At 57.9% G+C, this 21,217-nt stretch carries 16 protein-coding genes and 1 tRNA gene; 8 read left to right on the top strand and 9 right to left on the bottom strand.

Annotated features, from left to right (window positions below):
- Positions 1 to 778: 778 nt before the first annotated feature.
- The 5 genes from Q0K07_RS09700 to Q0K07_RS09680 all read left to right on the top strand — a co-directional run bounded on the left by Q0K07_RS09700 (position 779) and on the right by Q0K07_RS09680 (position 8,443).
- A complete protein-coding gene (locus tag Q0K07_RS09700; RefSeq protein ID WP_294558815.1) occupies positions 779 to 2,353 on the top strand; it encodes an autotransporter outer membrane beta-barrel domain-containing protein in 1,575 nt (524 codons plus the stop codon).
- Positions 2,354 to 2,570: 217 nt separating this feature from the next.
- A complete protein-coding gene (tnpA, locus tag Q0K07_RS09695) occupies positions 2,571 to 3,029 on the top strand; it encodes an IS200/IS605 family transposase (RefSeq protein ID WP_077073476.1) in 459 nt (152 codons plus the stop codon).
- Positions 3,030 to 3,310: 281 nt separating this feature from the next.
- On the top strand, positions 3,311 to 4,963 hold the full coding sequence (locus Q0K07_RS09690; RefSeq protein WP_294558814.1) for a bifunctional metallophosphatase/5'-nucleotidase: 1,653 nt from the start codon (positions 3,311 to 3,313) through the stop codon (positions 4,961 to 4,963).
- Positions 4,964 to 5,755: 792 nt separating this feature from the next.
- Positions 5,756 to 6,211: a type III secretion system chaperone gene (locus Q0K07_RS09685; protein ID WP_294558813.1), complete on the top strand. Its 456-nt coding sequence runs from the start codon at positions 5,756 to 5,758 to the stop codon at positions 6,209 to 6,211.
- 9 nt (positions 6,212 to 6,220) lie between these two features.
- Positions 6,221 to 8,443 carry an inositol phosphate phosphatase SopB gene (locus Q0K07_RS09680; RefSeq protein WP_294558812.1) on the top strand — a complete coding sequence of 741 codons (2,223 nt, stop codon included), beginning with the start codon at positions 6,221 to 6,223 and terminating at the stop codon, positions 8,441 to 8,443.
- A gap of 594 nt (positions 8,444 to 9,037) precedes the next feature.
- Here Q0K07_RS09680 and Q0K07_RS09675 read toward each other — a convergent pair.
- The 3 genes from Q0K07_RS09675 to Q0K07_RS09665 all read right to left on the bottom strand — a co-directional run bounded on the left by Q0K07_RS09675 (position 9,038) and on the right by Q0K07_RS09665 (position 12,577).
- Positions 9,038 to 10,399, bottom strand: a complete 1,362-nt coding sequence (locus tag Q0K07_RS09675; RefSeq protein WP_294558811.1) for an anion permease — start codon at positions 10,397 to 10,399, stop codon at positions 9,038 to 9,040.
- A gap of 83 nt (positions 10,400 to 10,482) precedes the next feature.
- Entirely contained in the window at positions 10,483 to 11,367 is an 885-nt protein-coding gene (locus Q0K07_RS09670; protein ID WP_294558810.1) for a DUF6282 family protein, read from the bottom strand.
- Positions 11,368 to 11,395: 28 nt separating this feature from the next.
- The gene (locus Q0K07_RS09665; protein ID WP_294558809.1) at positions 11,396 to 12,577 is read right to left on the bottom strand and encodes an iron-containing alcohol dehydrogenase; all 1,182 of its coding nucleotides are present in this window, start codon (positions 12,575 to 12,577) and stop codon (positions 11,396 to 11,398) included.
- Positions 12,578 to 12,762: 185 nt separating this feature from the next.
- On the opposite strand from Q0K07_RS09665, the gene Q0K07_RS09660 reads away from it, so the two are divergent.
- A complete protein-coding gene (locus Q0K07_RS09660) occupies positions 12,763 to 13,713 on the top strand; it encodes an AraC family transcriptional regulator (RefSeq protein WP_294558808.1) in 951 nt (316 codons plus the stop codon).
- 11 nt (positions 13,714 to 13,724) lie between these two features.
- Here Q0K07_RS09660 and Q0K07_RS09655 read toward each other — a convergent pair whose 3' ends face one another.
- The 4 genes from Q0K07_RS09655 to Q0K07_RS09640 form a co-directional block, all read right to left on the bottom strand.
- The gene (locus Q0K07_RS09655) at positions 13,725 to 14,555 is read right to left on the bottom strand and encodes an SDR family oxidoreductase (RefSeq protein ID WP_294558807.1); all 831 of its coding nucleotides are present in this window, start codon (positions 14,553 to 14,555) and stop codon (positions 13,725 to 13,727) included.
- A 92-nt stretch (positions 14,556 to 14,647) separates the two neighbouring features.
- Positions 14,648 to 15,574: a DUF6282 family protein gene (locus tag Q0K07_RS09650; RefSeq protein ID WP_294558806.1), complete on the bottom strand. Its 927-nt coding sequence runs from the start codon at positions 15,572 to 15,574 to the stop codon at positions 14,648 to 14,650.
- Positions 15,575 to 15,882: 308 nt separating this feature from the next.
- Positions 15,883 to 16,521: a flavodoxin family protein gene (locus Q0K07_RS09645; protein WP_294558804.1), complete on the bottom strand. Its 639-nt coding sequence runs from the start codon at positions 16,519 to 16,521 to the stop codon at positions 15,883 to 15,885.
- A 33-nt stretch (positions 16,522 to 16,554) separates the two neighbouring features.
- Positions 16,555 to 17,091, bottom strand: a complete 537-nt coding sequence (locus tag Q0K07_RS09640; RefSeq protein ID WP_294558802.1) for a flavodoxin — start codon at positions 17,089 to 17,091, stop codon at positions 16,555 to 16,557.
- 487 nt (positions 17,092 to 17,578) lie between these two features.
- Here Q0K07_RS09640 and Q0K07_RS09635 point away from each other — a divergent pair, with 487 nt between their 5' ends.
- Positions 17,579 to 18,487 carry an AraC family transcriptional regulator gene (locus Q0K07_RS09635; RefSeq protein WP_294558801.1) on the top strand — a complete coding sequence of 303 codons (909 nt, stop codon included), beginning with the start codon at positions 17,579 to 17,581 and terminating at the stop codon, positions 18,485 to 18,487.
- Between the two features lie 160 nt (positions 18,488 to 18,647).
- On the opposite strand, the gene Q0K07_RS09630 is transcribed toward Q0K07_RS09635, so the two are convergent.
- Both Q0K07_RS09630 and Q0K07_RS09625 read right to left on the bottom strand, forming a co-directional pair.
- Positions 18,648 to 19,610 (bottom strand): aldo/keto reductase, encoded by a 963-nt coding sequence (locus Q0K07_RS09630; RefSeq protein WP_294558793.1) that lies wholly within the window; start codon positions 19,608 to 19,610, stop codon positions 18,648 to 18,650.
- 196 nt (positions 19,611 to 19,806) lie between these two features.
- Entirely contained in the window at positions 19,807 to 20,085 is a 279-nt protein-coding gene (locus tag Q0K07_RS09625; protein ID WP_294558791.1) for a flavodoxin, read from the bottom strand.
- A gap of 1,057 nt (positions 20,086 to 21,142) precedes the next feature.
- On the opposite strand from Q0K07_RS09625, the gene Q0K07_RS09620 reads away from it, so the two are divergent.
- Positions 21,143 to 21,217: transfer RNA gene (locus Q0K07_RS09620), tRNA-Gln, on the top strand.

Here is a 21,217-nt window from a genome sequence, read left to right as displayed (position 1 = left end):
TTCCTTCATGGCATCCTCCCTATGCCGACAATAAGAACTTTTTACCCTTTTGGCAATTAATGAGTCCTGAGCCTAGAGAATTGATCACCAATCCTGTCAGACGCCGCAGGGCGGTTCTGACCAGATGCCGCCTTGGCAGTCTGCTCGGCGCACTGGCGCTTGTCCCTCTGCTGCTCTGCACGGCGTCCGGCAACCCTCTGATTGATACGTCGGGGGGGGAAGTAACTCCAACGACTCTGATATGTACTACCCTGGGCAGGACGGCATCAATAATGACAGTCTGATTATATCAGTGCGCAGTCCGGCTGACGCTAAGAAGAATGCCACCCTCACGTATACCAGTAAGATTATCGATCTCAAGAGCTCTGCGGATACACAAGATCAGAATATTGTGGCACGAGCTCTCTCGGCGGAAGGCAGTTCCACTGTTTACCGCCCGCAGCTCAACCTCGGAACTGTGGATCACTATGTACAAACCATCACAGCTGATATGTCGAATACCGGTGCTACTGCAACGGTATCTGCCACGGGCGTTGGAACTTCTTCCGGGGCATCCAGCCCCGCAAAGGGCGGTAATATCAACATTTACGCCGATACGCTGACCGTGAAGGCTTACTCCTCGGACAGCAGCGCCTATGGTCTTTTTGCACAGACCGACACCGAGGCTGCTTCTGAGGATAAGGCGACCATTAACATCAATGCGGGTCAGGCCTTCATCGATGCGAGTGACGGGAGTCAGGGGCAGAATGCCTTTGCTCTGGGGGCGTTTACCCAGGGCGTGATCAACGTCGACGGCAATCTCTATGTCAACACCCAGAATGGTACCGGCGGCGTACTGGCCACGAATGGCAATTCCGTCGTCAATATCAACACGAAACAAAGCGGTACCGTGCAGCTGAAGGGAGATATCGTATTCGACGTCACGAGCAGCAATACGACCGCCGACTCGGCGGTAACCGTCAATCTGACCAATGCCGATTCCTGGTGGACAGGCAATACCAGACTCGACTGGGACGTCGCACTCAATGATACGAACAGCAAGATCACCGGGATGACGCTGAATCTTGCAAACGGCGCCACCTGGACTCCCACTGTCGTCACCGAAAGCGGCAATCGGGATTCGGAAGGCGTAGCCTATGCCCCGATCAACAATCTGAACCTGAACAACGGTGTCATCGACCTGAACACTGACGTGAATGTCAAGGTCGAAACACTGACGGGCAAGGGTACGGTCAATATGGCCGTCAAGCCTGATGCCCTCCAGCAGACCGGTACCCTGACCGCCGCAACGGCAACGGACTCTGCCCTTGATGTCAAGCTCACGGGAGTAACGTCGGATGATCTTACGACCGACGAGGCTGTTTCCCTTGTGCATGGCGTTTCGTCCACGGACGGACAGCTTGCCGTGACCGGCAACGTGGACGAGGGACTGGTCAACGGTGGGCTGACCATTAACCCCGACGGCACGATCACCAGGCACGAAAACAGGGTGCTGACGGCGGCTCTGGAACAGGCAGCCGTTTCCACAGCCACCATTGACCGCATTCTGACCAATGATCTGCGCAAGAGAATGGGCGATCTGCGTTCCGCCAACGGAGAACATGGCCTGTGGTTCCGCTGGGACGGCGGCCGGCTCAAGGGCGGCAGTCTGACCAACGATTTCCATACCGCTCAGCTGGGTGCGGATACCGCCGTGGGAGAGAATGTTCGTCTCGGTCTTGCCGCGAGCTTCACCTATGGCGACGTCGAGTACAGTCGCGGCACCTCCGACATGGAAGGCCTGGCCCTTGCCGGTTATGGCGTGTGGATGGCCGGAAACGGATTCTATACCGATATCGTGGGACGCATCGGAACCTTCAGCACCGACATGAAGGTCCAGGGGGATAAGGGTACGCTGGACAACTTCGTGGCCTCTCTCTCCGGCGAAGCGGGCTGGCGTTTCGATCTGAGCAAACGGTTCTATGTTGAACCGCAGCTGGAGCTTGCCTATACCTACATTGAAGGCGACAGATTCGGCCTCGGCTCCGCCCGCTATGACATCGATGATACGGACAGTCTCATCGGCCGGGCAGGCATTGCCGCCGGTTTCAGACTCCCCGACGACAGGGGCGATGTCTACGCCCGGGCCTCCGTGGTGCAGCAGTTCCTGGGTGATGCCAGAATCGCGGGCCATATCAACGGCATGACCAATACCTACAGGCTGGACGGCGAGGATACCTGGTTTGAATACGGTATCGGCGCCAATATCCGTCTGACGGACGCCGTCTATGCCTGGGCCGACGTGGAACGCACGGAAGGCGCCTTCATTGATGAAGAATGGCGCGGTACCGTGGGCCTGCGCTACAGCTTCTAGCTGCTGCGTATCTGAGAAGGCACATCGCATAACATCATTCAGGGGCGTATATGTCAGCATATACGCCCCATTTTTGGTTAAAAAGAAAACCCCCAGCTAGGCTGGGGGTTCCCGAAAACTTATAGTTATGCGTAAGTGATAACCACTCCTTTTGATTTGCTAAGAAGGAGGTGCGGTCTGGCAACTGCGCCCACAAGCAAATCAAAAGGAGGTCACAATGGGTGACACAAAGAAGTTGGCGCATACGCAATGGAACTGCAAATATCACATAGTCTTTGCACCAAAATATCGCCGACAGGTTTTCTATGGAGAGAAGAAAAGGGCCATAGGAGAAATATTGCGAAAATTATGTGAGTGGAAGGGAGTGAGCATAGTAGAAGCAGAATGTTGTCCCGACCATATCCATATGTTGCTAGAGATACCGCCCAAGATGAGTGTATCGGCGTTTGTCGGATATTTGGAAGGAAAGAGCAGCCTGATGATATATGAGCAGTTCGGTGAGCTGAAGTTCAAATATCGTAATCGGGAGTTCTGGTGCCGAGGTTACTATGGTGATACGGTGGGCAAGAATAAGGCAAAGATAGCCGAGTACATCAGGCATCAGCTGGCTGAGGATACATTCGGAGAACAGTTGGGCATCCCGTATGGCGGAAGCCCGTTTACGGGCCGCCGGTAACAGAAATGCAGATGTCAGATCGTACATGCGCCTGTTAGGGCGCGGCTGGTAAGAGAGCCTTACAGGCGCATAAGAGGAACCACCGGCTATGCCGGTGGGCCCCCATTTTACTTGCCGGATCATGTGGCGTCTCCTGGGAAAGGCCCCCGGAACGTACTTCGCGGAAAACGCATACGCACGGGGGCAGTTCGTGCCCTGTGCTCCGGGACTGTTGCGGTTGCGCCCGTGTCCCTGACTGGTTAAAGCAAGGGGAAACATTCCCTGCCCGCCGGAGGATATCCATGAACGGAACATATCACTGCAACGGAACGTATCGTTTTCTTCTGAGGACGACCCTTGCCTGCATTCTGAGTCTCGGGCTGCTTCTGCCCGGCTGCGCGCGGCATCAGGCGCGGGAGAGTGCGCAGGACGGCCTTGAACTGGTCATCCTGCATGTGAACGATACGCACGCCCATGTGACGGGCATCGACAAATACGGCAACGCCGCCTTTTCGGAAGCGGAAAGCCGGGGCGGCTACGGCCGCATTGCGGAAGCCGTCCGCCGGGCCCGGGCCGGGGCGGACAATGTTCTGGCGCTGGATGCCGGGGATCAGTTTCAGGGAACGCTCTATTACAGCGTGAACAAGTGGCCCATGCTGGCGGATATGGACAGTTTCATGCCCTATGATGCCATGACGCTGGGCAATCATGAATTTGACGAAGGCTGCCTTGAACTTTCGCGCTTTCTGGAAGAGCTGCCCTTTCCCGTGGTGGCGGCCAACCTTGTACCGGAAAAGGGGTGCCCGCTTCTGAAGAGCCGGATTGAGCCCTATGTCGTGCGCGAAATACGGGGGCGGCGCGTGGGCATCATCGGGCTGGCCAACAACGAAAGCGCACTTTCCTCCGCCTGCGACAAGACCCGCTTTCTCGATTCCGTCACCGCCCTGCGGCGCGCGGTGAAGGAGCTGGAAGCGCAGGGCGTGCGGCATATCGTGGCGCTCACCCATCTGGGCCTGCCTGCAGACAGGGAGCTGGCCCGCTCCGTGGACGGGGTGGATGTGATCGTGGGCGGCCATACGCACAGCTATCTGGGGCCGGATTCCGGGGAGGGGTCCTACCCCGTGGTGGAGCACTCGCCATCTGGTCAGCCCGTGCTGGTGGTGACGGCCAGAAGGGCCACGCAGTATCTTGGTGAACTGAAGGTCGATTTTGACGGAGAGGGGGTTCCCGTTTCCTGGAGCGGCGGATTGCGGGAACTTGAGAAGGAAGATCCGACCATGCCTGCCGTCAGCGCGCTGATCGACAAGTACACGGCCACGCTGGAATCCTTCCGCAGCGATGTGGTGGGCAGCAGAGCCTCAGGCCGCATGCCCGACGGCATGGATGCCTGCCGGGAAGGGGACTGTCTGAGCGGCATGGTGACGGTGGATGCCATGCTCTCCTTTGCCCGACCGTACGGAGCCGTCATCGCCGTCTGCAACGGGGGAGCCATCCGTGCCGCCCTGCCCGAGGGCCGCATCACGCGGGGGGATCTTTTGACGATTCATCCTTTCGGCAACATGATGGTGATACGCGAGTACAGCGGCGAACAGCTGTGGGAAGCGCTGGAACACGGCGTATCCGCTGAGGGGGCCGGGGGGCCGCGCCTTCTGCAGGTGGCGGGCCTGCGCTATACCGTGGACGGACGGCGTCCTGCGGGAAGCCGTGTTCTGCGCGTGGATGTGGTGGACGAGAAGGGCGGCGTCACTCCGCTTGATCTGAAGGCCCGCTACGGTGTCATGGTTCCCAGTTACCTTGCCGGCGGCGGCGACGGATATGAAGTGCTGAAGGAGGGCAGCGTGCTTGCTTCGCCTGATCCCATCGACGTGGATGTGGTGGAAGCCTACCTGCGGGCGCATGATCCGCTTCCTCTGCCGGAAGGAGGGCGGATTCTGCGCGTCGGGCAGAGCCGGTAGGGAGGCGGCAGGTGGCTGTGCATGGAACACTTTTGCAGCCGTGTTCCCGCGCCCGGAAGGTGAGCCGGAGCAGGGCAGGCATGAGGAGCCGGGAGTCGCTTTCCCTGCCGGTGATACGGTACCTTGTTTTCCGGAATCTTCCTCAGGCATTCCGGGAAGATGGCGCACGGGAGGGCGGAGCGCTCTTCTGCACAGAACATCCTGCCTTTATCCGAAACATGATGCGTACGCCCCGTGAGGGCAGGGGAAGAAAGGCGGCATGTCTGTTTTCCGAACGGGAAAAGGATCATGACGGATGCTGATGACCTCATGTATGCCGTTTTTCCGAATATATGCGCAGAACAATGCGGCCTGTCGGATGGATGTGTGCCGGTCTTTTATAAAAATCATGCAGAAAAACAAGAAAATATGCTGATTGTGACATACCGTGTTTCTTTTTTCTGCCGTCGAACAGCGGATGGGACAGCATGTTGCCCTTTACGCAGAAAGAGGTTATTTTCTCATATATATGAGAATGTTCTCATTTGTGCAGAGAATATCCGTTCTGCGCTGATGCGGAGTGCCGTGCGGCTGCTGCGGGGCAGGTTCCGTACAGACCTTGCGGACGGAGGGCATGCGAGATCGTGACGTCAGCCGGAGGGAATATTGGCATGGAATTTGCATCTCTTCCTGTGTACACGGCTGCAGCTGCCAATATTGTTGTCGATCTTCCGACATTCTGCAGAGAGTACCCTGCGGGCACCCGTGCGGGATGCCCCCTGATTTCAGCATACAGGTAAAAAGGAGGACACCGTGATAAGCTACGAAACAGCCAATGCGCTTCTTAAAGAATTTTCCCTTCAGGAAGAGCTGGAACCCATGCAGCTTGATGAGGACAATTACTGCCTGCTTGTTTCTGCGGATGAACATGTGGTGCATATCCGCTTTGACGATGAGCAGGGAACGTTCATCGTCCTCGGCAGCATAGGCACCCTTTCCGAGGATGAGGAAGTGTCCCGGCGAGAGATGCGCGAGCTTCTGACGGCCAACCTCATGTGGCAGGATACCAAGGGAGCCACCATCACCCTTGCCCCGGAAACCGACACGGTTCTTCTGCAGCAGATGTGGCTGCCGGAACAGGCCACGGTGGAAAAATTCAGTGCATTCCTGCAGTCCTTTGTTATCCTGATGGGGTTCTGGGAACAGATTTTCTCAAGCCTTGGCGACGAGGTTATGGAGAACGAAGAGCAGTTTTATCTCAAGGTATAGGAGGAGAATATGCCCATCATGGACTCCATGGCACAGCTCCGGGCGGTCATCCAGCCCCAGGGAGGCTTTGTCTGCCTTGATCAGCAGAACAAGCTCACCACCTCTACGGCCAGGACACATTTCTGGCAGATTTTCCGGCGCCTTGAAGAAAAGAAGAACAGCATAGCCGCGGCCGAACGCGTGCGCACCAGCATATGCCTTCACTGCGGCAAGACTCTGGGCAATACGCTCTTCAACAAGTATATCGGAGAGAAGAGCCTGAAGGGGGCACGTTTCACCAGTGCGAATCTGGCGAGTCTGCTGGATGCGGCCACACGGCACAATGTCCGCTACATCGACGACAGGCTGAAGGTTTTTTCCCAGAACGCCATGTTCAGATCGGCACTCAGCGGGGAGCTTGGGCAACTCGGTGTCAGCGAAGAGGATTTTATGAGCCTCGTGAGAAAGGCCGTCGGCGTTCTGAACGGGGATTTCGTCGATAATGAGACTCTGATGCATGCAGTGAACTTTCTGGCCTCTGTCCGGGAGCAGCTCGTTCAGATACGGGACCGACTGACGGAGTTTGAAAAACAGCAGCCTCAGGGTGCGCAGGGACTGCCCCAGCTGTCGGGCTTATTGAACGGCCTCATCGGAGAACTGGCTTCCAAGGGGGATATTCTTGTTGCCCAGAGTGAGCAGAATCCCTTCAGCTGCAAGAATGTCCGCACTGCCGTTCAGCTGATCTATGGGGCGTATGAGAGGCTCATCGACAAGCAGATCGCCAGGATCAATCAGGAACTGCCCAATGCTGATCCTGCGAAGACGGCGGATCTGAACCGCCAGCTGAACGACCTCAATACCCTGCGGACCAGTGTGCAGGGTCGCAGGAATGCCCCGCCCGAGCTGCAGGGACTGGATGACGGAGCAGAGGTAACCAAAGAACTTATGAAGACTTTTGATGACCTTCCCGGCAAGTTATGCAAGGAGTTGCGCCGGATTGTCCCGGACCAGAGTAAGGGTTCAGTGGCCAGGGAGTTCAAGAAGTCGCATGTTGAGGAACTCAACAGTCAGCAGTGGAACGTCATTCAGCGTGACATGCAGTATTTAGGGCAGGCAGGCAGAAGTGTGACGGCAACATCCACCATCACGCCCGCCCGGCATATCGGCACCATCGCTCAGAGCATGGCCCAGGATAACCTGCAGGGCGTCTCCTGCGGGGACAGAGGGCAGGCACGGCATGCGGTCAATCTTGCCTGTACGGAAGTAAGCGTCGGCGGAACAACGCTGTTCCAGGGGATTCGTCACGGCGTCAACAGTGCGTACACGATCAAGGATCCGGCAGCGCGCAGACAGGCCAACAACGCCCGCGCCCTGGAGATTTTTACCGCTGCCCTGCAGAGTTCCCCCGCACTGCTGCGGCAGGCGCAGGCCGCGCAGCCGGGGACCGTCATCGACCTGCCGCTGCTTTCCACCAGCCTGCTTACCCCTGACTTCTTCCGCAGATTCGGGGGGAGCGCGGAAAGAAACCACCTCCGGGAACAGTGCAACGCGTGGCTGGAGTCCTGCCCGGGAGGTGTATGCCAGATCCCCGTGCCTACCGCCAACGGGACCAAGATGGTCACGGTACGCCCGAACGTGGTCGCATTCAACTTCGGCGTCAATGCCGGGGCGCAGAATTCGACAAAAGGCCTTTTCTTCAGCTGGAGCTTTTCAAACCGCTACAACAGCCAGGCCATGGCCCAGCTTTTCGGCTCGGCTCCCAACTGGCAGGGCGGCATGGTGGGACAGTATCTCAGCCAGCCCCATGTCTCCGCCCAGGACAGGAACCTGATCACCGCTCTGCGCAGTCAGATCATAGAACTGTGGGAGAGCGGGGACTATAAAAAGACAGGGGAGGATCCCTACCGTCTGCCCGCCCGTCTGGCCATGCTGGGGCATGCCATGGGCATGATGCCGCTGTTCAACTGCAAGAGCGGCAAGGACCGCACCGGTCAGATGGACGTGGCCTGCAAGACTCTGGCATTGCAGATACACGAGAGAGGCGGCACGCTTCCCCCGCTCGCAGGACCGCGCACCAATATGGATCGGCGTATACTCCACCAGGTTGCCATTAATGGCGGCAACTTTGAGATGCAGCGCATGAATACAGGTCTTGCCGGATTCAAGACAAAACATGTGACGGGGCTCGAAAATCTTTTCCGTGACACTGTCCTGAAAGTGCAGCTCGGCCTCAGCGATCATGTCGATGTCTGATCATTGCCGCGGAGCGGCATCGGTACGAAGCCGCTCCGCAGCATGACGTGCTGCCTGCCGGCAGAGGCGGAGCATGCGGCCCTTTCCGCATCTTGGCCGCCATACGGCCTCATGCCCGGCAGAGGGAACCGTCATGCAGGACCGCCCGCCGGTTTCCGGCGCTGTTTCGGTCAGTACGGGGAAGGCGCTCCTTTTGCGGAGCTCCATGCCGTGGGGATTGTCGTTTTTCCTGTATGAGTGTTCCCGTCCTTCGTCGAGGAGGGCGGGGCGGACGAAATGGCACCGCCGTTGAGCTGGTGAAGCACAGAACAGAGACTCGATAACAACACCTTTTCGTGGGAACGGAGCGCTCAGGGCGCCCGTCATCCTGGAAAAGGTGTTTTTTTATGGCGGCGGAGAACGGAGCGCCCCCTGCGAAGAAAGTGGCCGGGGCTGCGTCGTTTTCTTTTGGAAAGAGAGAAGAGGGCGGGCGGTACCTGTGTCTGTCTTCTGCGGCGGCGAAGGCAGACAGCAGGCTTTTCTGACAGAAAAAAGAGGTCGGAAGGGAAGCATGCTTCACCTTCCGACCGTCCACAGGGGAAGGGAGGGGGAAAATCAGAACAGCCCCATGAGCGTCCACCAGCCGAAGCCGAAGGTGACCAGGAAGAGAGTCTGAATGATCATTTTCAGACCGAGAACGATCATGAAATCTCTGAGACTGAACAACCCGAAGCTGAAGCAGATGAGATAGGTTGCCGTTTCATGGGGAAGAAGAACCTGGGAGACCCCGTTGAACACGGCAAGATAGATGGGATGGAGGTTGAAGTTGAGCTGCATGGCAAGTTCCGTGAGCGGAGCGGCGAAGGCCCCCATGGCGGCCAGAGGCGTCATGAAGAAGTTCAGCAGCACCATCATGACATAGCAGACGAAGGTGAACACCGGGGCGCTCATGCTTTCAAACACGGGGAGCATGCCCAGGGCAAGGGCCTTGCCTGCGTTGGTGGCCGTGGCGGCCGAACCTATGGCCATGCAGCCCGCGATGAACAGCAGGGAATTGTAGTTGATGGTCTTGATGTCGTTGGCGGTGCCTATATTGAAACCGGGCAGATAGAGGATGATGGGGGCGAGCATGAAGCCCCAGAGTATGGGCAGACCTATATAGGAAGAGGCGAAGATGTACACGAGCAGGCCCACCAGAACGGCGATGATTTTTTTCTCATCAACGGTGGTTCTGCCGAGTGCGGACAGTTTTTCGGCAAAGAAGGCCTTTCCGGGAAGTGCGGATTCGGGCCTGCACAGGAGGGCCAGACCGAAGGCGGTGAGGTACAGGTTGATGACGAATACCGCATTGTTGATGAAAAATTCGCTGTAGGAGGGGGTGAGCCCCGCGATGGTTCTTCCCGCTTCGTAGAGAATGGCAATGAAGTCGGGAGAATAGATGAAGAAGCTCGCGTCCTTGTAGGAAATGAGCGACATGAGCAGCAGGCCTGCCGCAGGACGACCCTTGTAGTCAAGGGCCATGCAGAGCCCGTAGGCGAAGGTCAGCACCAGCATGAAGCCCATGGAACTCGGCAGTATCAGGCGCAGCGCAATGGACAGGGAAGTGATGATCATCATGATGGCCATGTAGCTGGACCCGAAGCGGCTGAGCGCGGAGTAGGCCATTTTGTCCAGCAGCGAGGTGCGGCTCACGATGTTGACGAAGAGAAGGGAGAAGAGCACCAGCCAGGGGATGTCGGAGAGCCAGGCCGAGAATACGACTTTCTGAGGAATGCCGATGACGAGATAGCCCAGCATGAGAATGAAGGCCACGATGGCCGAATCCATGAGGGAGAAGCAGAGCATGAGCATGCCCAGCATGGTGACGGCACACATGGACTGCATGGCGGGGGTGAAGAGTTCCGAAGTCGGAATCAGCATGATGAGTGCCGGTATGAGAAGGGTGATCAGCCAGTGCAGGCAGGTTTTCCGTGTCATGACGAGCCTCCGCATAGTGATGGTACGGGAAAAAGAGGGTGAAGCGCCCCATGGCGCAGAATGAGGGCGGAGAAGCGGCCGGGTCAGGCCGTATGGACAAGGCGCATGGGATTCTCCTTCAGAACCAGGGAGATGTCCCGGGGGGAGAGGCCGCAGCGGAGGAGATCGGGCACGCACTGCTGCATGCTCTCCGCAGGCTGAGGAAGTTCCACCATGCCCATGTCGCTGACGACGAAGCTTTTTTCCGGAGCCAGCCGGATATAGTCTGCAAGAATCCCGCACGGCACGCTGCTGGTGACGTCGCTTTGCAGCACATGCCAGCCGTAGGCGTATTCAATCCATGCGTCTTCATCCAGGCAGCGCATGACCTGTTCATGGGTCTGGGTCCACATGGCGGTGTCCGCATGCGTGACGACGAATTTTTTCACGCCGACCTCACGGGCCTTTCTGGCCAGGGCAAGGCATTCGTCGGGGGAACAGTGTCCGGAAGCGAGCATGATGTCGGCTTCGGCACAGAGCTCCATGACCTCGACGACTTCCGGCAGCACCTTCCCCTGTTCGTCCAGAACGGGAATGCCGTTTTCCGGGGACTGAAACCTGGCCGCCCGGGTGGGCAGCCACACGCAGCGCAGGTAATGACCGCTGCAGGAAAGTGCCGCACGCACCGTTGCGGGGTTGACGCGCGGCCCGTGCGTCCAGTTCATGCACACGGAGCCGAACACTTCGAAGGAAGGCTCCACCTGCCGCAGCAGCCAGGCAAGATCCATGGTGGAGAAGTCGTGACATTTGAGAATGGCCGCTCCCATGCCTGCCTTCGCGCATTTTCTGACATAATCCAGCGCATTTTCCGAACGTGTGCGCACATCCGGTTCAAGGTGGACATGCAGGTCGCAGATGCCTTTCTGCAACTGCCGGATGGTATCGGCATCGCTCATGACGGGAGTATGTTCTTCCGGGTACCGGGACATGACGTATTCTCCTTGATGGCGGGTTGCATCATGCAAAGGATGCTTCGTAAATGGCCGTGCAGTCTTCGTCCGTAAGGGCAATGCGGTCACAGGAGAACAGATACACGGCCGTGGCCCTGGCGTTTTTCGTCATCCCGGCGAATTCTTCAGGACGGATGCCGTAATCGGACATTTTCAGCTGATCGACACAGCAGGCCTTCTGGAGATTTTCCAGCGCAGTGATGAAGTCCATGGGGTCGCGGGCATTTTCCATGCCCAGGGCTTCGGCCATGGCGATGAAGCGGTCGTCGCAGACATGCCTGCGGATGAGATGCGTGTAATATGCCTTGCTGATGAGGATCAGCCCCGCCCCGTGAGGAAGGCCCGGATGGAAGGCCGACATGGCATGCTCAAGGGCATGTTCGCTGGTGCATCTGCCCACGCACATGACGGTGGAGGACAGGGTGTTTCCGAAGGCCACCCGTTCCCGGGCCTCCATGTCGTCGCCGTTTTTGACGGCCCGGGCCAGATACCGGCCTATGTTCCGGATGGCGGTGATGGCGTACATGTCGCTCATGAGGTTGACGCCGTTGGACACATAGCCTTCCACACTGTGGAACAGGGCGTCGAAGCCCTGACACGCGGTCATGAACGGGGGAACCGTGCGCATGAGCTCGGGATCGACGACGGCCAGTCTGGGGAAGAGAAGCGGGTGACGGAAGCCGGTTTTCTCCTGTGTTTCCTCATTGCTGATGACGGCTCCGGGGTCCGCTTCGGAACCGGTGCCTGCGGTGGTCGTGATGGCAACGATGGGGAGGGGGTCCGAGTTCACCTTTTTTCCCTTGCCCGTGCCCGTGGCCACATAATCCCAGAAGTCGCCGTCGTTGGTGGCCATGACGGCAATGGCCTTGGCCGCGTCGATGCAGCTGCCGCCGCCCAGGGCCACGATGAAGTCGCATGCATGTTCGCGTGCGGCGCGGCCTCCTTCCATGACCGTCGACTTCGTGGGGTTGGATTCCACCTTGTCGAACACGACGCTTTCCACCCCCGCAAGAAGGAGCTGCTGCTGTGTTCTGTCGAGATAGCCGTTGGCCCGGGCGGACTTTCCCCGGGAAATGACGAGAAGGGCCTTTTTCCCCGGCAGGTTCTGTTCATGCAGCTTCGAGAGCTGATTTCTGCCGAAAAGTATCTGCGTGGGAATGAACTGATTGAAGGTCGTAGCACAATCCATGACGGGATCTCCCTGAATATGTTGTGAAAAACAGTTCAATACAGAAACCTTTTTATAAGACGCCCCATTAAATGATATACGGATTTTTCTCTGATCATTGCCTGATTCTCTTGCCGTATGGAATTGCTGAGAAAAGTGTGCGATGAAAAAAGCAGCAGAATATCGGCGGGATGCCGCTTGAAAACATGGAGAACAAGGCAATGTCGGCAGAGCTTGAGGCGTTGAGCACAGAACTGAAAAGGCGTATGCCCCGTGCGGGAAGGTTCCCCACGGCCATTCCGGGCGTGGGGCTGTGTCGCCGTGAACCCGGCAATCGCATGGAGAATGTCTTTCACAACTCCGTCATCGGCATGGTGGTTCAGGGCGATAAGAGCTCACAGGTGGGAGATGCCTCCTATGAGTATGGAGCGGGGCAGTATCTTGTGATGGACTGCAGCACCCCCACCTCCTGCCTGGTGGGAAGATGCTCGTCACGCACACCCTTCCTTGCCGTTTCCATTGATCTCGACAAGAACCTGCTTTCCCAGCTCACACGGCCTTCTTTCCCACAGGACTACGGCTGCCATACGGAAAGCACCGATATCGTCATGAGCGGAGAGGACGAATATCTTGTGGACAGTTTTCTGCGCCTTATCAGGCTGCTTGATACTCCCCGGGATATCCCCATACTCGCGCCTGTCATCATCCGCGAGATCTACGGGAGAATTTTCTGGGACCCGCACAGAAAAATGATATATCATTTCATATACAGCATGCGGAAACAGTACCTTAAAGCTTCCGTTGATTATCTGAAAAACAATTATATGCTTCATATCGACATGAATGATCTTGCTTCCATGTCAAATATGGCGGTATCGACGTTTTACAGAAATTTTAAGCATGTATTCCATATTACGCCCTTGCAGTATCAGAAGAAGCTCAGGCTGTTTGAAGCCAGGAGGCTGATGCTGGAGGAAAAAAGGGATACGGTTTCGGCAGGCCTTGATGTGGGGTATGAAAGCTACTCCCAGTTCAGCTTTGAATATAAGCGCATGTTCGGCGCCTCCCCGCATACGGACATCAGGAACCTGATGGGCCAGTGCACAAATAAGGCCGGTCATGGGACTGACCGGCCTGAAAGAGGCATGATGCCCTGAAAGGGAAGTCGTTATTTTTCCGGCCTGAGCGGCCCGTAGAAATAGGACGCCGTCGCGCCGCCGTCGATGAGGAAGTCGGAACCGGTGATGAAGGCTCCCCGGTCGCTCATGAGCAGTTCGGCCACATTGGCGATTTCATCAGCGGTGCCGGGCCGTCCTGCCGGACAGGCGGCGAACATGTTTTTATAAAAATCCCCCCGCGGGCCGTTGAATTCGTCCATGGCCAGGGGCGTCACCACGATGCCGGGCGAAATGGAGTTGATTCTTGCCTTTCTGTTGCCCCAGCGGACGGCCTCGGCCATGACCCTTTTCACATTGCAGCGCTTTGCCAGCTGATAGGCGTGCAGGGTATCTCTGATGTTTTCAGGCTGAAGGAGGTCGAGCCCGAGCAGCTCTTCCGTGGGAGTCATGGCGAGCAGTTCATCGGCCTCAGCGCCGAGCGCGGGCATTCTGTGGCCGGACTGGCTTGAAATGGTGACGCCGGTGCCCCCTTCCCGGATGATCTTTCCCGTTTCTTCAAGCAGAACGGCGGTACCGTACAGGTCCACGCGGAGTATGGTTTCGATGGAAGCCTGACTGGGGGATACGCCGGCGGCATTGACGAGCATGGAAACTTCGCCGCAGCTCTGCGCCGTATCCAGCAGGGCAAGGATGGACTGCCGGGAGGAGATGTCCGTTTCCACGGCAACGGCGTCGAAGCCCGCTTCATTCAGAATGGTGCACACGGCAAGGGCGTTTTCCTTTTTTCTGTCGCCCACGACGATTTTTTTCCCGTAGCCTGTTCTGCGGGCAATGGCCATGCCTATCTGACCGGCTCCGGTCAGAATCAGTACATCCTTCATGCTGTTCTCCTTGTTTACTGAGTTGTTGCAAAGGGGCGTGCGTCTCCACCGAAGGGCGGGCATGCCTCACGGAAAGATTGCCGGAAAGAAAGTCACGACAGCTTCATGAGCGCGGCGGGATTTTCCTTCAGCACCAGGGAAAGATGTGCGGGAGAAAGCCCGCTTTCCCGCAGATTTCTCACGCACAGCCGCATGCCCGTCAGCGGATGGGGAAGAGAGGGCGAACCCATGTCCGTCATGACGAAGCTCCGTTCCGGCGCCAGGCGGATATAGTTCACCAGCCGGTCGCACGGCCGGGAGGCATCCTGACCGTTTCTCAGAAATTCCCAGCCGTAGCCGTATTCCATCCACGCCCCGGCATCCAGACAGCGCTTCACCTGATCGGCGCTGTGGGTCCAGCCTGCGGTATTGGCGTGGGTGACGACGAACTTCGTGAGTCCTGTTTCCCGTGCCTTCCGTGCCAGAATCAGGCTTTCTTCCGGGGAACTGTGGCCGGAAGCAAGCATGATGTCTTCCTGCGCGCACAGCTCCATGATGGACACGATTTCGGGCAGTACCCTGCCGTATGTATCCAGGACGGGAATGCCGCCCCTGCCGCGCTGATGGACGGCATCCAGTGTGGGAAGCCATACGCAGCGAAGATATTGCCCTGAACATTGCAACGCCGCCCGTACCGCCTCGACACCGGCTCTGATTCCGTACTGCCTGTTCAGGCAGAGGCCGCCGAAAACCTCGAAGTCGACGCTCTGTCTGATGAGGTAGGCCAGATCAAAGGTGGGAAAGATGTGGGACTTCAGAAGGACGGAACGCATCTTCGCCTGCCGGCACAGCCGCACATAGTTCAGCGCGTTGTCCGACCTTGGGCGTATATCCGGTTCGAGATGGACATGAAGGTCGCTTACGCCCTCAAGCTCCGTACTCTGCGGCGAGGCCTCTGCCGTTGCGGGGAAAAGGGGAAGAGCGGCAGGGGCGAGCATGAGAGCGCGCTTGAGAAAGGAACGCCGGGAGTGAACGCGCATACGCTTTCCTTTCATGGTCAGAAGTTTTCGGGGGAAGCGGCCGGGCAATGAGGCGCTTTCTGCTCTATGCGGCAGAAAGGCCGCCCCTTTTCCTGTGCGGCAAAGGCGTGTTCCCCGTGCGGGAGGCCGCCGTGCCCTGCTGAGGCCGGAGTTACGGTGTTCTGCCGTGCCCGCAGCGCCGGGCGGTATGGCCTCTGGAGAGAGCGAGTTCCGCCCCTGCGTATCTTCGGAGAAACGTGCGGAAAGCGCATGGCGCAAAGCGCCCGGGGGCGGATCTTCCGGGCACAGTCCTGAAGGGGGGGAGGCGGTCAGTCTTCCCTGGCGTCGGGCCTTGAGATTTTCTTGCCGCTTCCGGGAAAAGGCAGCGTACAGGAAGAAACGGCGTTCCCCAGCCAGGCAATGGTCCTGCCGAGGTGGTTCATGTTCTCCATGGCCTCCCTGTCATGGGCGACTTCACCGGGTATGGTTCCGAACCCCAGGTTCCAGTAGGTTGAACCGGGCACCAGCATTTCACTGATGAGAAAGAAGTGATTGATGGTGTTATACACATGGATGGCCCCTCCGCGGCGCTCTGCCACCACAGCCGCGCCTATTTTTCCTGCAAAGACTCCGCCGTTGGCCAGGGCAACGAAGCCGGCGCGGTCGATGACGGCCTTGAGTTCGGGCGTTATGCCGGCAAAGTAGGTGGGACTGCCGATGAGAATGGCGTCGGCTTTGAGCATTCTGGGAAAGAGTTCCTCATGCAGCAGGTCGTTTTTAATGGCGCATTCCCCGTTGCGTTTCCGGATGCAGGTACCGCATGAACGGCAGCCGGTGATTTTTTTCCCGGCAAGTTCAAACAGTTCGGTTTCCCAGCCGGACTGCCGGAGAGGTTCGAGAGCAGCCCGGAGAAGGGTGGCGGTATTGCCGTTTTTCCTTGGACTTCCGCAGATGGCCAGAGCGATCATGATGTCTTCCTTTTTTTGAGGAGAAAACCGGACTCAGCAGAGGTTCAGCCTGTGGAGCCGGCGGGTCAGTTCTCCGTCGGCGCCGGGGACGCTTCCGCCCCGGATGGCAAGGCCCGGCAGTACCTCTGCCCCGGGGCAGAGCATTCTTATGTCGTGTTCACTGTGCCCCATGCCGCTTCCTTCATGGGTGCAGAAGGGGGCAATGATCTTTCCGGAAAAGTCGTGCCGTTCCATAAAGGCCTGTACCGCCATGGGCATGGTGCCCCACCAGTTGGGGAAGCCGAGGAATATCAGTCGGAACTGTTCCATGTCCGGCATCTTGCCCTTCAGTTCGGGGCGGATATGCTGCTGCAGTTCCCTCCGGGCGGCTTCCGTGGTTTTCCGGTAGTCTTCGGGATAAGGATTCACGGTTTCCAGGCGGAAAAGTTCTCCGCCTGTCAGGTGCTGCAGTTTTTCCGCGATGATTTCCGTGTTTCCCCGGGAAAGATGGACGATGGTTCCGTTCACATAATTGTTTCCCCTGCGGGAAAAAAAGGCGATCAGCCTTTCGCCTGGAATCCTATGAGGCATGGCTTTGCTCCGTATGTGAGACGTTGAGAAGCGGGTAGAAGGTTGTGCTGCGCCGGGAACCTGCCCGGAAGGGGCGGAAAAACTTCGGAAGGGGCGTCTGCCGTGGAAAAGGCAGGTTTGCGGCGTGAAAGAGGGGCGTTTTGGTACGGAAAGCATAGCGGTGCCCCTGTATTTTGGTAGATACGATTCTCTTGCATCATTGCCCGATGCTCTTTGCGGCCCGTGGGCGGCAGAAATGCCGCCATGACAGGGGATGCTTCCGGGTCATCCGGCAGAAAAGGGGCTTTTTCGGAAGAGGGCGCGGCGTCTGCCGGAGAAAAGGGGCTGAGGGAGGCTTCGGACCAGTGAGGCCTGTTCCGGCATCTGCGGCTAATCCTTGCCTGATACTCTTGCTTGCCTGTTCAAGGCCGGGAAACTGTGCTAGACGGAAAAAGAGAAGCGTGTTTCTGACGGATGAACATGTCGTGAGAGCGACGGGTGAACAGTTATGAATATGTCTGAATCGGAATATGCGGAGCTGGCGAAGAACAACAGCGAACTGAAGCAGCTGCTGATGAAGCGGATGCAGAAACCTGGAAAATATGCCACTTCGGTGGAAGGTTTCTTCATGTCTCGTCGTGAATCCGACGATTATGTGGAAAACTGCTTTTACAAGCCTTCCGTAGGGCTTGTTGTTCAGGGAAATAAGCGTTCCGTTGTCGGGGATGAGGAATATATATACGGTGAAAATCAGTGTCTGGTGGTCAGCGTGGATATGCCGAGTTCCTTTTTTGCCTCAGGCGCAACGCCTGAGCATCCTTTTCTTGCCGTTTCGCTTGATCTGGACAGCCGCATCATTTCGCGCCTGGTCATGGAACTTCCTCCCGTTTCCGACGCCGAGAGCGAACTGTACAAAGGCGTGGCCGTCACTTCCGTGACACCCGATATTCTGAATGCCTTTCTGCGCCTGACCGAACTGCTGGACCGCCCGGAAGAAACGGCATTTCTTGCGCCCGGCATCATTTACGAGATCCACTACCGCTTCTTTATGGGGCCTCTGGGAAGAAATCTGCGGAGGTTCAGCACCGTAGGCACCCACGGCAATCAGATTGCCCATGCCGTGGCCTGGCTGCGGGATAATTACAGAGAGCCTCTTCAGGTCAGGGAGCTGGCCCGCAGGGTCAATATGGGCACATCGACCTTCCACAAATACTTCAAGGAAGTGACCACGCTCAGCCCTCTGCAGTATCATAAGCGCCTGCGTCTGTATGAAGCGCAGCGGCTTATGCTTATGGAAGATGCCGATGCCGCCAGTGCAGGGATTGCCGTCGGCTACGAGAGCCCCACGCAGTTCAACCGGGAGTACAAGAGAATGTTCGGTGCTCCTCCGCGGCGAGACATCATGCGCCGTCGCTGATGCCGGCAGAGGCGGAAAAAGCATGGCATGAACGCCATGGAAACCGTGCGGAAGCGGCAGGAGCAGATCCGCATGGTGTTTCCCGGTGCAGGCCTTCGGGGCTGCCCTTCCACCATGTCACGGGAGGGACAGCCCCTTTGTGCAGGTGCGCGCGGCCGGGCTAAAAATACGTTTCATCCACGGCAACGTGCTCCAGAGCGGCGTTGAGGGCCTTCAGCTCCTCGTCGCCAAGCTCTATGGAGGCGGCGCCCAGATTCTCTTCCAGCCTCCGGAGGCTGGTGGTGCCGGGAATGGGAATGATGAAGGGGCGCTGAGCCAGTTCCCAGGCAAGAACCAGCTGTGCGGGCGTTGCGCCTCTTTTGTGGGATGTATCCCGGATGAGATCCAGCAGCGCCTGATTGCGCTGCATGACATCGGGCCTGAATCGTCCCATGAAGGAGCGGAAGTCGCCCTCCTTATAGGTGCTGTCCCGGGTGAATCGTCCGCTCAGAAAGCCGTTGCCCAGCGGGCTGTAGGCAACAAAGGCAATATCCATGGCTTCGCACAGATCAAACAGCCCGTGCTCCGGCTCCCGCCACATCATGGAATACTGGTTTTCCACCGCGGCCAGAGGGCAGACGGCATGTGCGCGCTTCATGTAGTCCACGGAAGCGTTGGAAAGCCCCCAGGCGCGTATCTTGCCTTCCTTCATGAGTGCGTTCATGGTTTCCGCCACGGTTTCCGGTTCAACGGAGGGATCGGTGCGGTGCTGATAGTAAAGGTCGATACGGTCGGTTCTGAGCCTGCGCAGGGAATCTTCCACCTGCCGACGTATGGAGGCGGGCCGGCTGTCCAGCAGATTGACCGGCTTGCCGTTTTCGATGCGCTGGCCGACAATGCCGAACTTGGTTGCCAGTACCACCTTGTTCCGCATGGGGGCGAACGCTTCCCCCAGCAGTTCCTCATTGGCGGTTCCGTAGACCACGGCGGTATCAAAGAAGGTGCACCCCAGTTCCACGGCATGCCGGAGCAGGGCGATCATGTCCTTTCGTGCGGCGGGTCTGCCGTAGGCATGATCCATGCCCATGCAGCCGAGGCCGATGGCGGAAACGGAAATATGGTCGTTCAGTATTCGTTGTTTCATAATGTCTTCTCTGGAAGGAGGTTCCTGTTATGCAGGTTTTTTCTGCAGGCCGGGCAGAAAAACGCATAGCTTTGGTTAAAGGGCGGGCCTAAGGAATCGGCGACATGATCCTGCGCTCATGGGAGCCGGATGCAGCGCCTCACAGTTCATGCCCTGCAGGGGCACCGTTTCCGGCGCACTCCACACTTATGACGCGTTACCTGAGCAATCCGATGCGCCGAAGCCATGTATCCACATCCTTTTGCGCTTCTGAAGCGTCGGAACCGCGCACGGCAAGGCCTTCCAGCACGCGGGCTTCCGGGCACAGACCGGCAATATCGCGCGGGCCGCGTCCCAGAGCGCTCCCTTCATGGGTGCAGAAGGGAACCAGCGTCTTTCCGGCAACGTCATGCTTTTCCAGAAACGTGAACAGCGCCATGGGCATGGTGCCCCACCAGTTCGGGTAGCCGATGAAGATGACATCATAAGGCTGCACGCTTTCCACGTCCGCCGTGAGGACGGAAATGCCCTTCCTGTTCCCGTTTCGCCTGTGCCGTCGTGGCTCTGCAGGCTTCGGGGGACGCATGCGCCGTTTTCAGTTCCGGCATGTCGCCGCCGACGCGCGTAGGAATCTGTCCGGCAACTTCGCGGCTATTTCCCGTACGGGAGAAAAAGACAATGAAAATGCGGCCGTCGGTCGCTTCGGCGGCACAGGCCGACAGATGCGGCCATAGCGGACCGGCGCATCCTGCGACAAGGGCGGCTCCATGGCTTTCAGAATGTGCCTTCCGGGCAGTACGGAGCGTTGTTTAGAGAGAAAGCCCGGAGCAGGACAGGCGCTTTTCCGGTATCATGCGTCATGTGCAGCATTCCTGTGGTTGACGTTTTTCATGTTTTTCGTATAGCGCGGCCCCCGTTGCGGGGCATAGATACAATACTCCGGCATTCTTGCCCGGTTCTCTTGGAAGCGGAGGGATATTCCCGGGATGAGGTGTGACTCTTTCGAGATCCCGGAAGAGGGAGAAGGGGCCCGGTATCGGCGGAGCGGCCTTGTTCCGTGCGGAAACCTCTGCCTTTCTGCAGAGCGATGCCGAAGTTCCCCGGCGTTTGCCGGGGCAGATTCCGGGCTGTGCCTGTATGCAGAAACAGGACTGTTTTTAAAGATGCGTCTTTGGCCGGGAGGGCGGTGGAGCACGCATGCTTTCCGGCCTTCCCGGGGGGCCATGCCTTAGGTCATGAAGGATGCTGTTCCGGCGCCTGCCTGTCTGACCGTATGCTGCATGACGGTACGGGGAGGGCTGTTTTGAAGAACATGCATGATCCGACATCTTCGCCGGAGACGATACTGTCTCCTTGCCGGGCTTGGCGGAAAGTCCCTCAGCGCTCCGCCTGCGGAAGCACGGCGGCAGGGGGGAAGCTTCTTCAGCAGACGGAAAAAAGCGCCTTTGGGCGGAGCTGAAGCGGGCAGGTTCCCGCCTGAGGGCGAAAAGTTATATTTTCAGGTCGGACAATGGTTGACATCTTCGGGGATTCTGGTATCTCTCTTTCACCGATGGGCTATCGTTCAATTGGCAGGACGTCGGATTCTGGCTCCGATAATCAAGGTTCGAGTCCTTGTAGCCCAGCCA

This window comes from uncultured Mailhella sp., from assembly GCF_944324615.1.
Taxonomy (GTDB): Bacteria; Desulfobacterota; Desulfovibrionia; order Desulfovibrionales; family Desulfovibrionaceae; genus Mailhella.
Note: the sequence above shows the minus strand (reverse complement) of the source record. Positions and strands in the feature narration are given on the sequence as shown.

Bases quoted from the DNA above. Each gene is read 5' to 3' on its own strand.
- Q0K07_RS09655 (WP_294558807.1), bottom strand. From the start codon at position 14,555: ATGAAGGATGTACTGATTCTGACCGGAGCCGGTCAGATAGGCATGGCC.
- Q0K07_RS09645 (WP_294558804.1), bottom strand. From the start codon at position 16,521: ATGATCGCTCTGGCCATCTGCGGAAGTCCAAGGAAAAACGGCAATACC.
- tnpA (WP_077073476.1), top strand. From the start codon at position 2,571: ATGGGTGACACAAAGAAGTTGGCGCATACGCAATGGAACTGCAAATAT.
- Q0K07_RS09640 (WP_294558802.1), bottom strand. From the start codon at position 17,091: ATGCCTCATAGGATTCCAGGCGAAAGGCTGATCGCCTTTTTTTCCCGC.
- Q0K07_RS09650 (WP_294558806.1), bottom strand. From the start codon at position 15,574: ATGCGCGTTCACTCCCGGCGTTCCTTTCTCAAGCGCGCTCTCATGCTC.
- Q0K07_RS09635 (WP_294558801.1), top strand. From the start codon at position 17,579: ATGAATATGTCTGAATCGGAATATGCGGAGCTGGCGAAGAACAACAGC.
- Q0K07_RS09675 (WP_294558811.1), bottom strand. From the start codon at position 10,399: ATGACACGGAAAACCTGCCTGCACTGGCTGATCACCCTTCTCATACCG.
- Q0K07_RS09660 (WP_294558808.1), top strand. From the start codon at position 12,763: ATGGAGAACAAGGCAATGTCGGCAGAGCTTGAGGCGTTGAGCACAGAA.
- Q0K07_RS09665 (WP_294558809.1), bottom strand. From the start codon at position 12,577: ATGGATTGTGCTACGACCTTCAATCAGTTCATTCCCACGCAGATACTT.
- Q0K07_RS09680 (WP_294558812.1), top strand. From the start codon at position 6,221: ATGCCCATCATGGACTCCATGGCACAGCTCCGGGCGGTCATCCAGCCC.
- Q0K07_RS09670 (WP_294558810.1), bottom strand. From the start codon at position 11,367: ATGTCCCGGTACCCGGAAGAACATACTCCCGTCATGAGCGATGCCGAT.
- Q0K07_RS09630 (WP_294558793.1), bottom strand. From the start codon at position 19,610: ATGAAACAACGAATACTGAACGACCATATTTCCGTTTCCGCCATCGGC.
- Q0K07_RS09690 (WP_294558814.1), top strand. From the start codon at position 3,311: ATGAACGGAACATATCACTGCAACGGAACGTATCGTTTTCTTCTGAGG.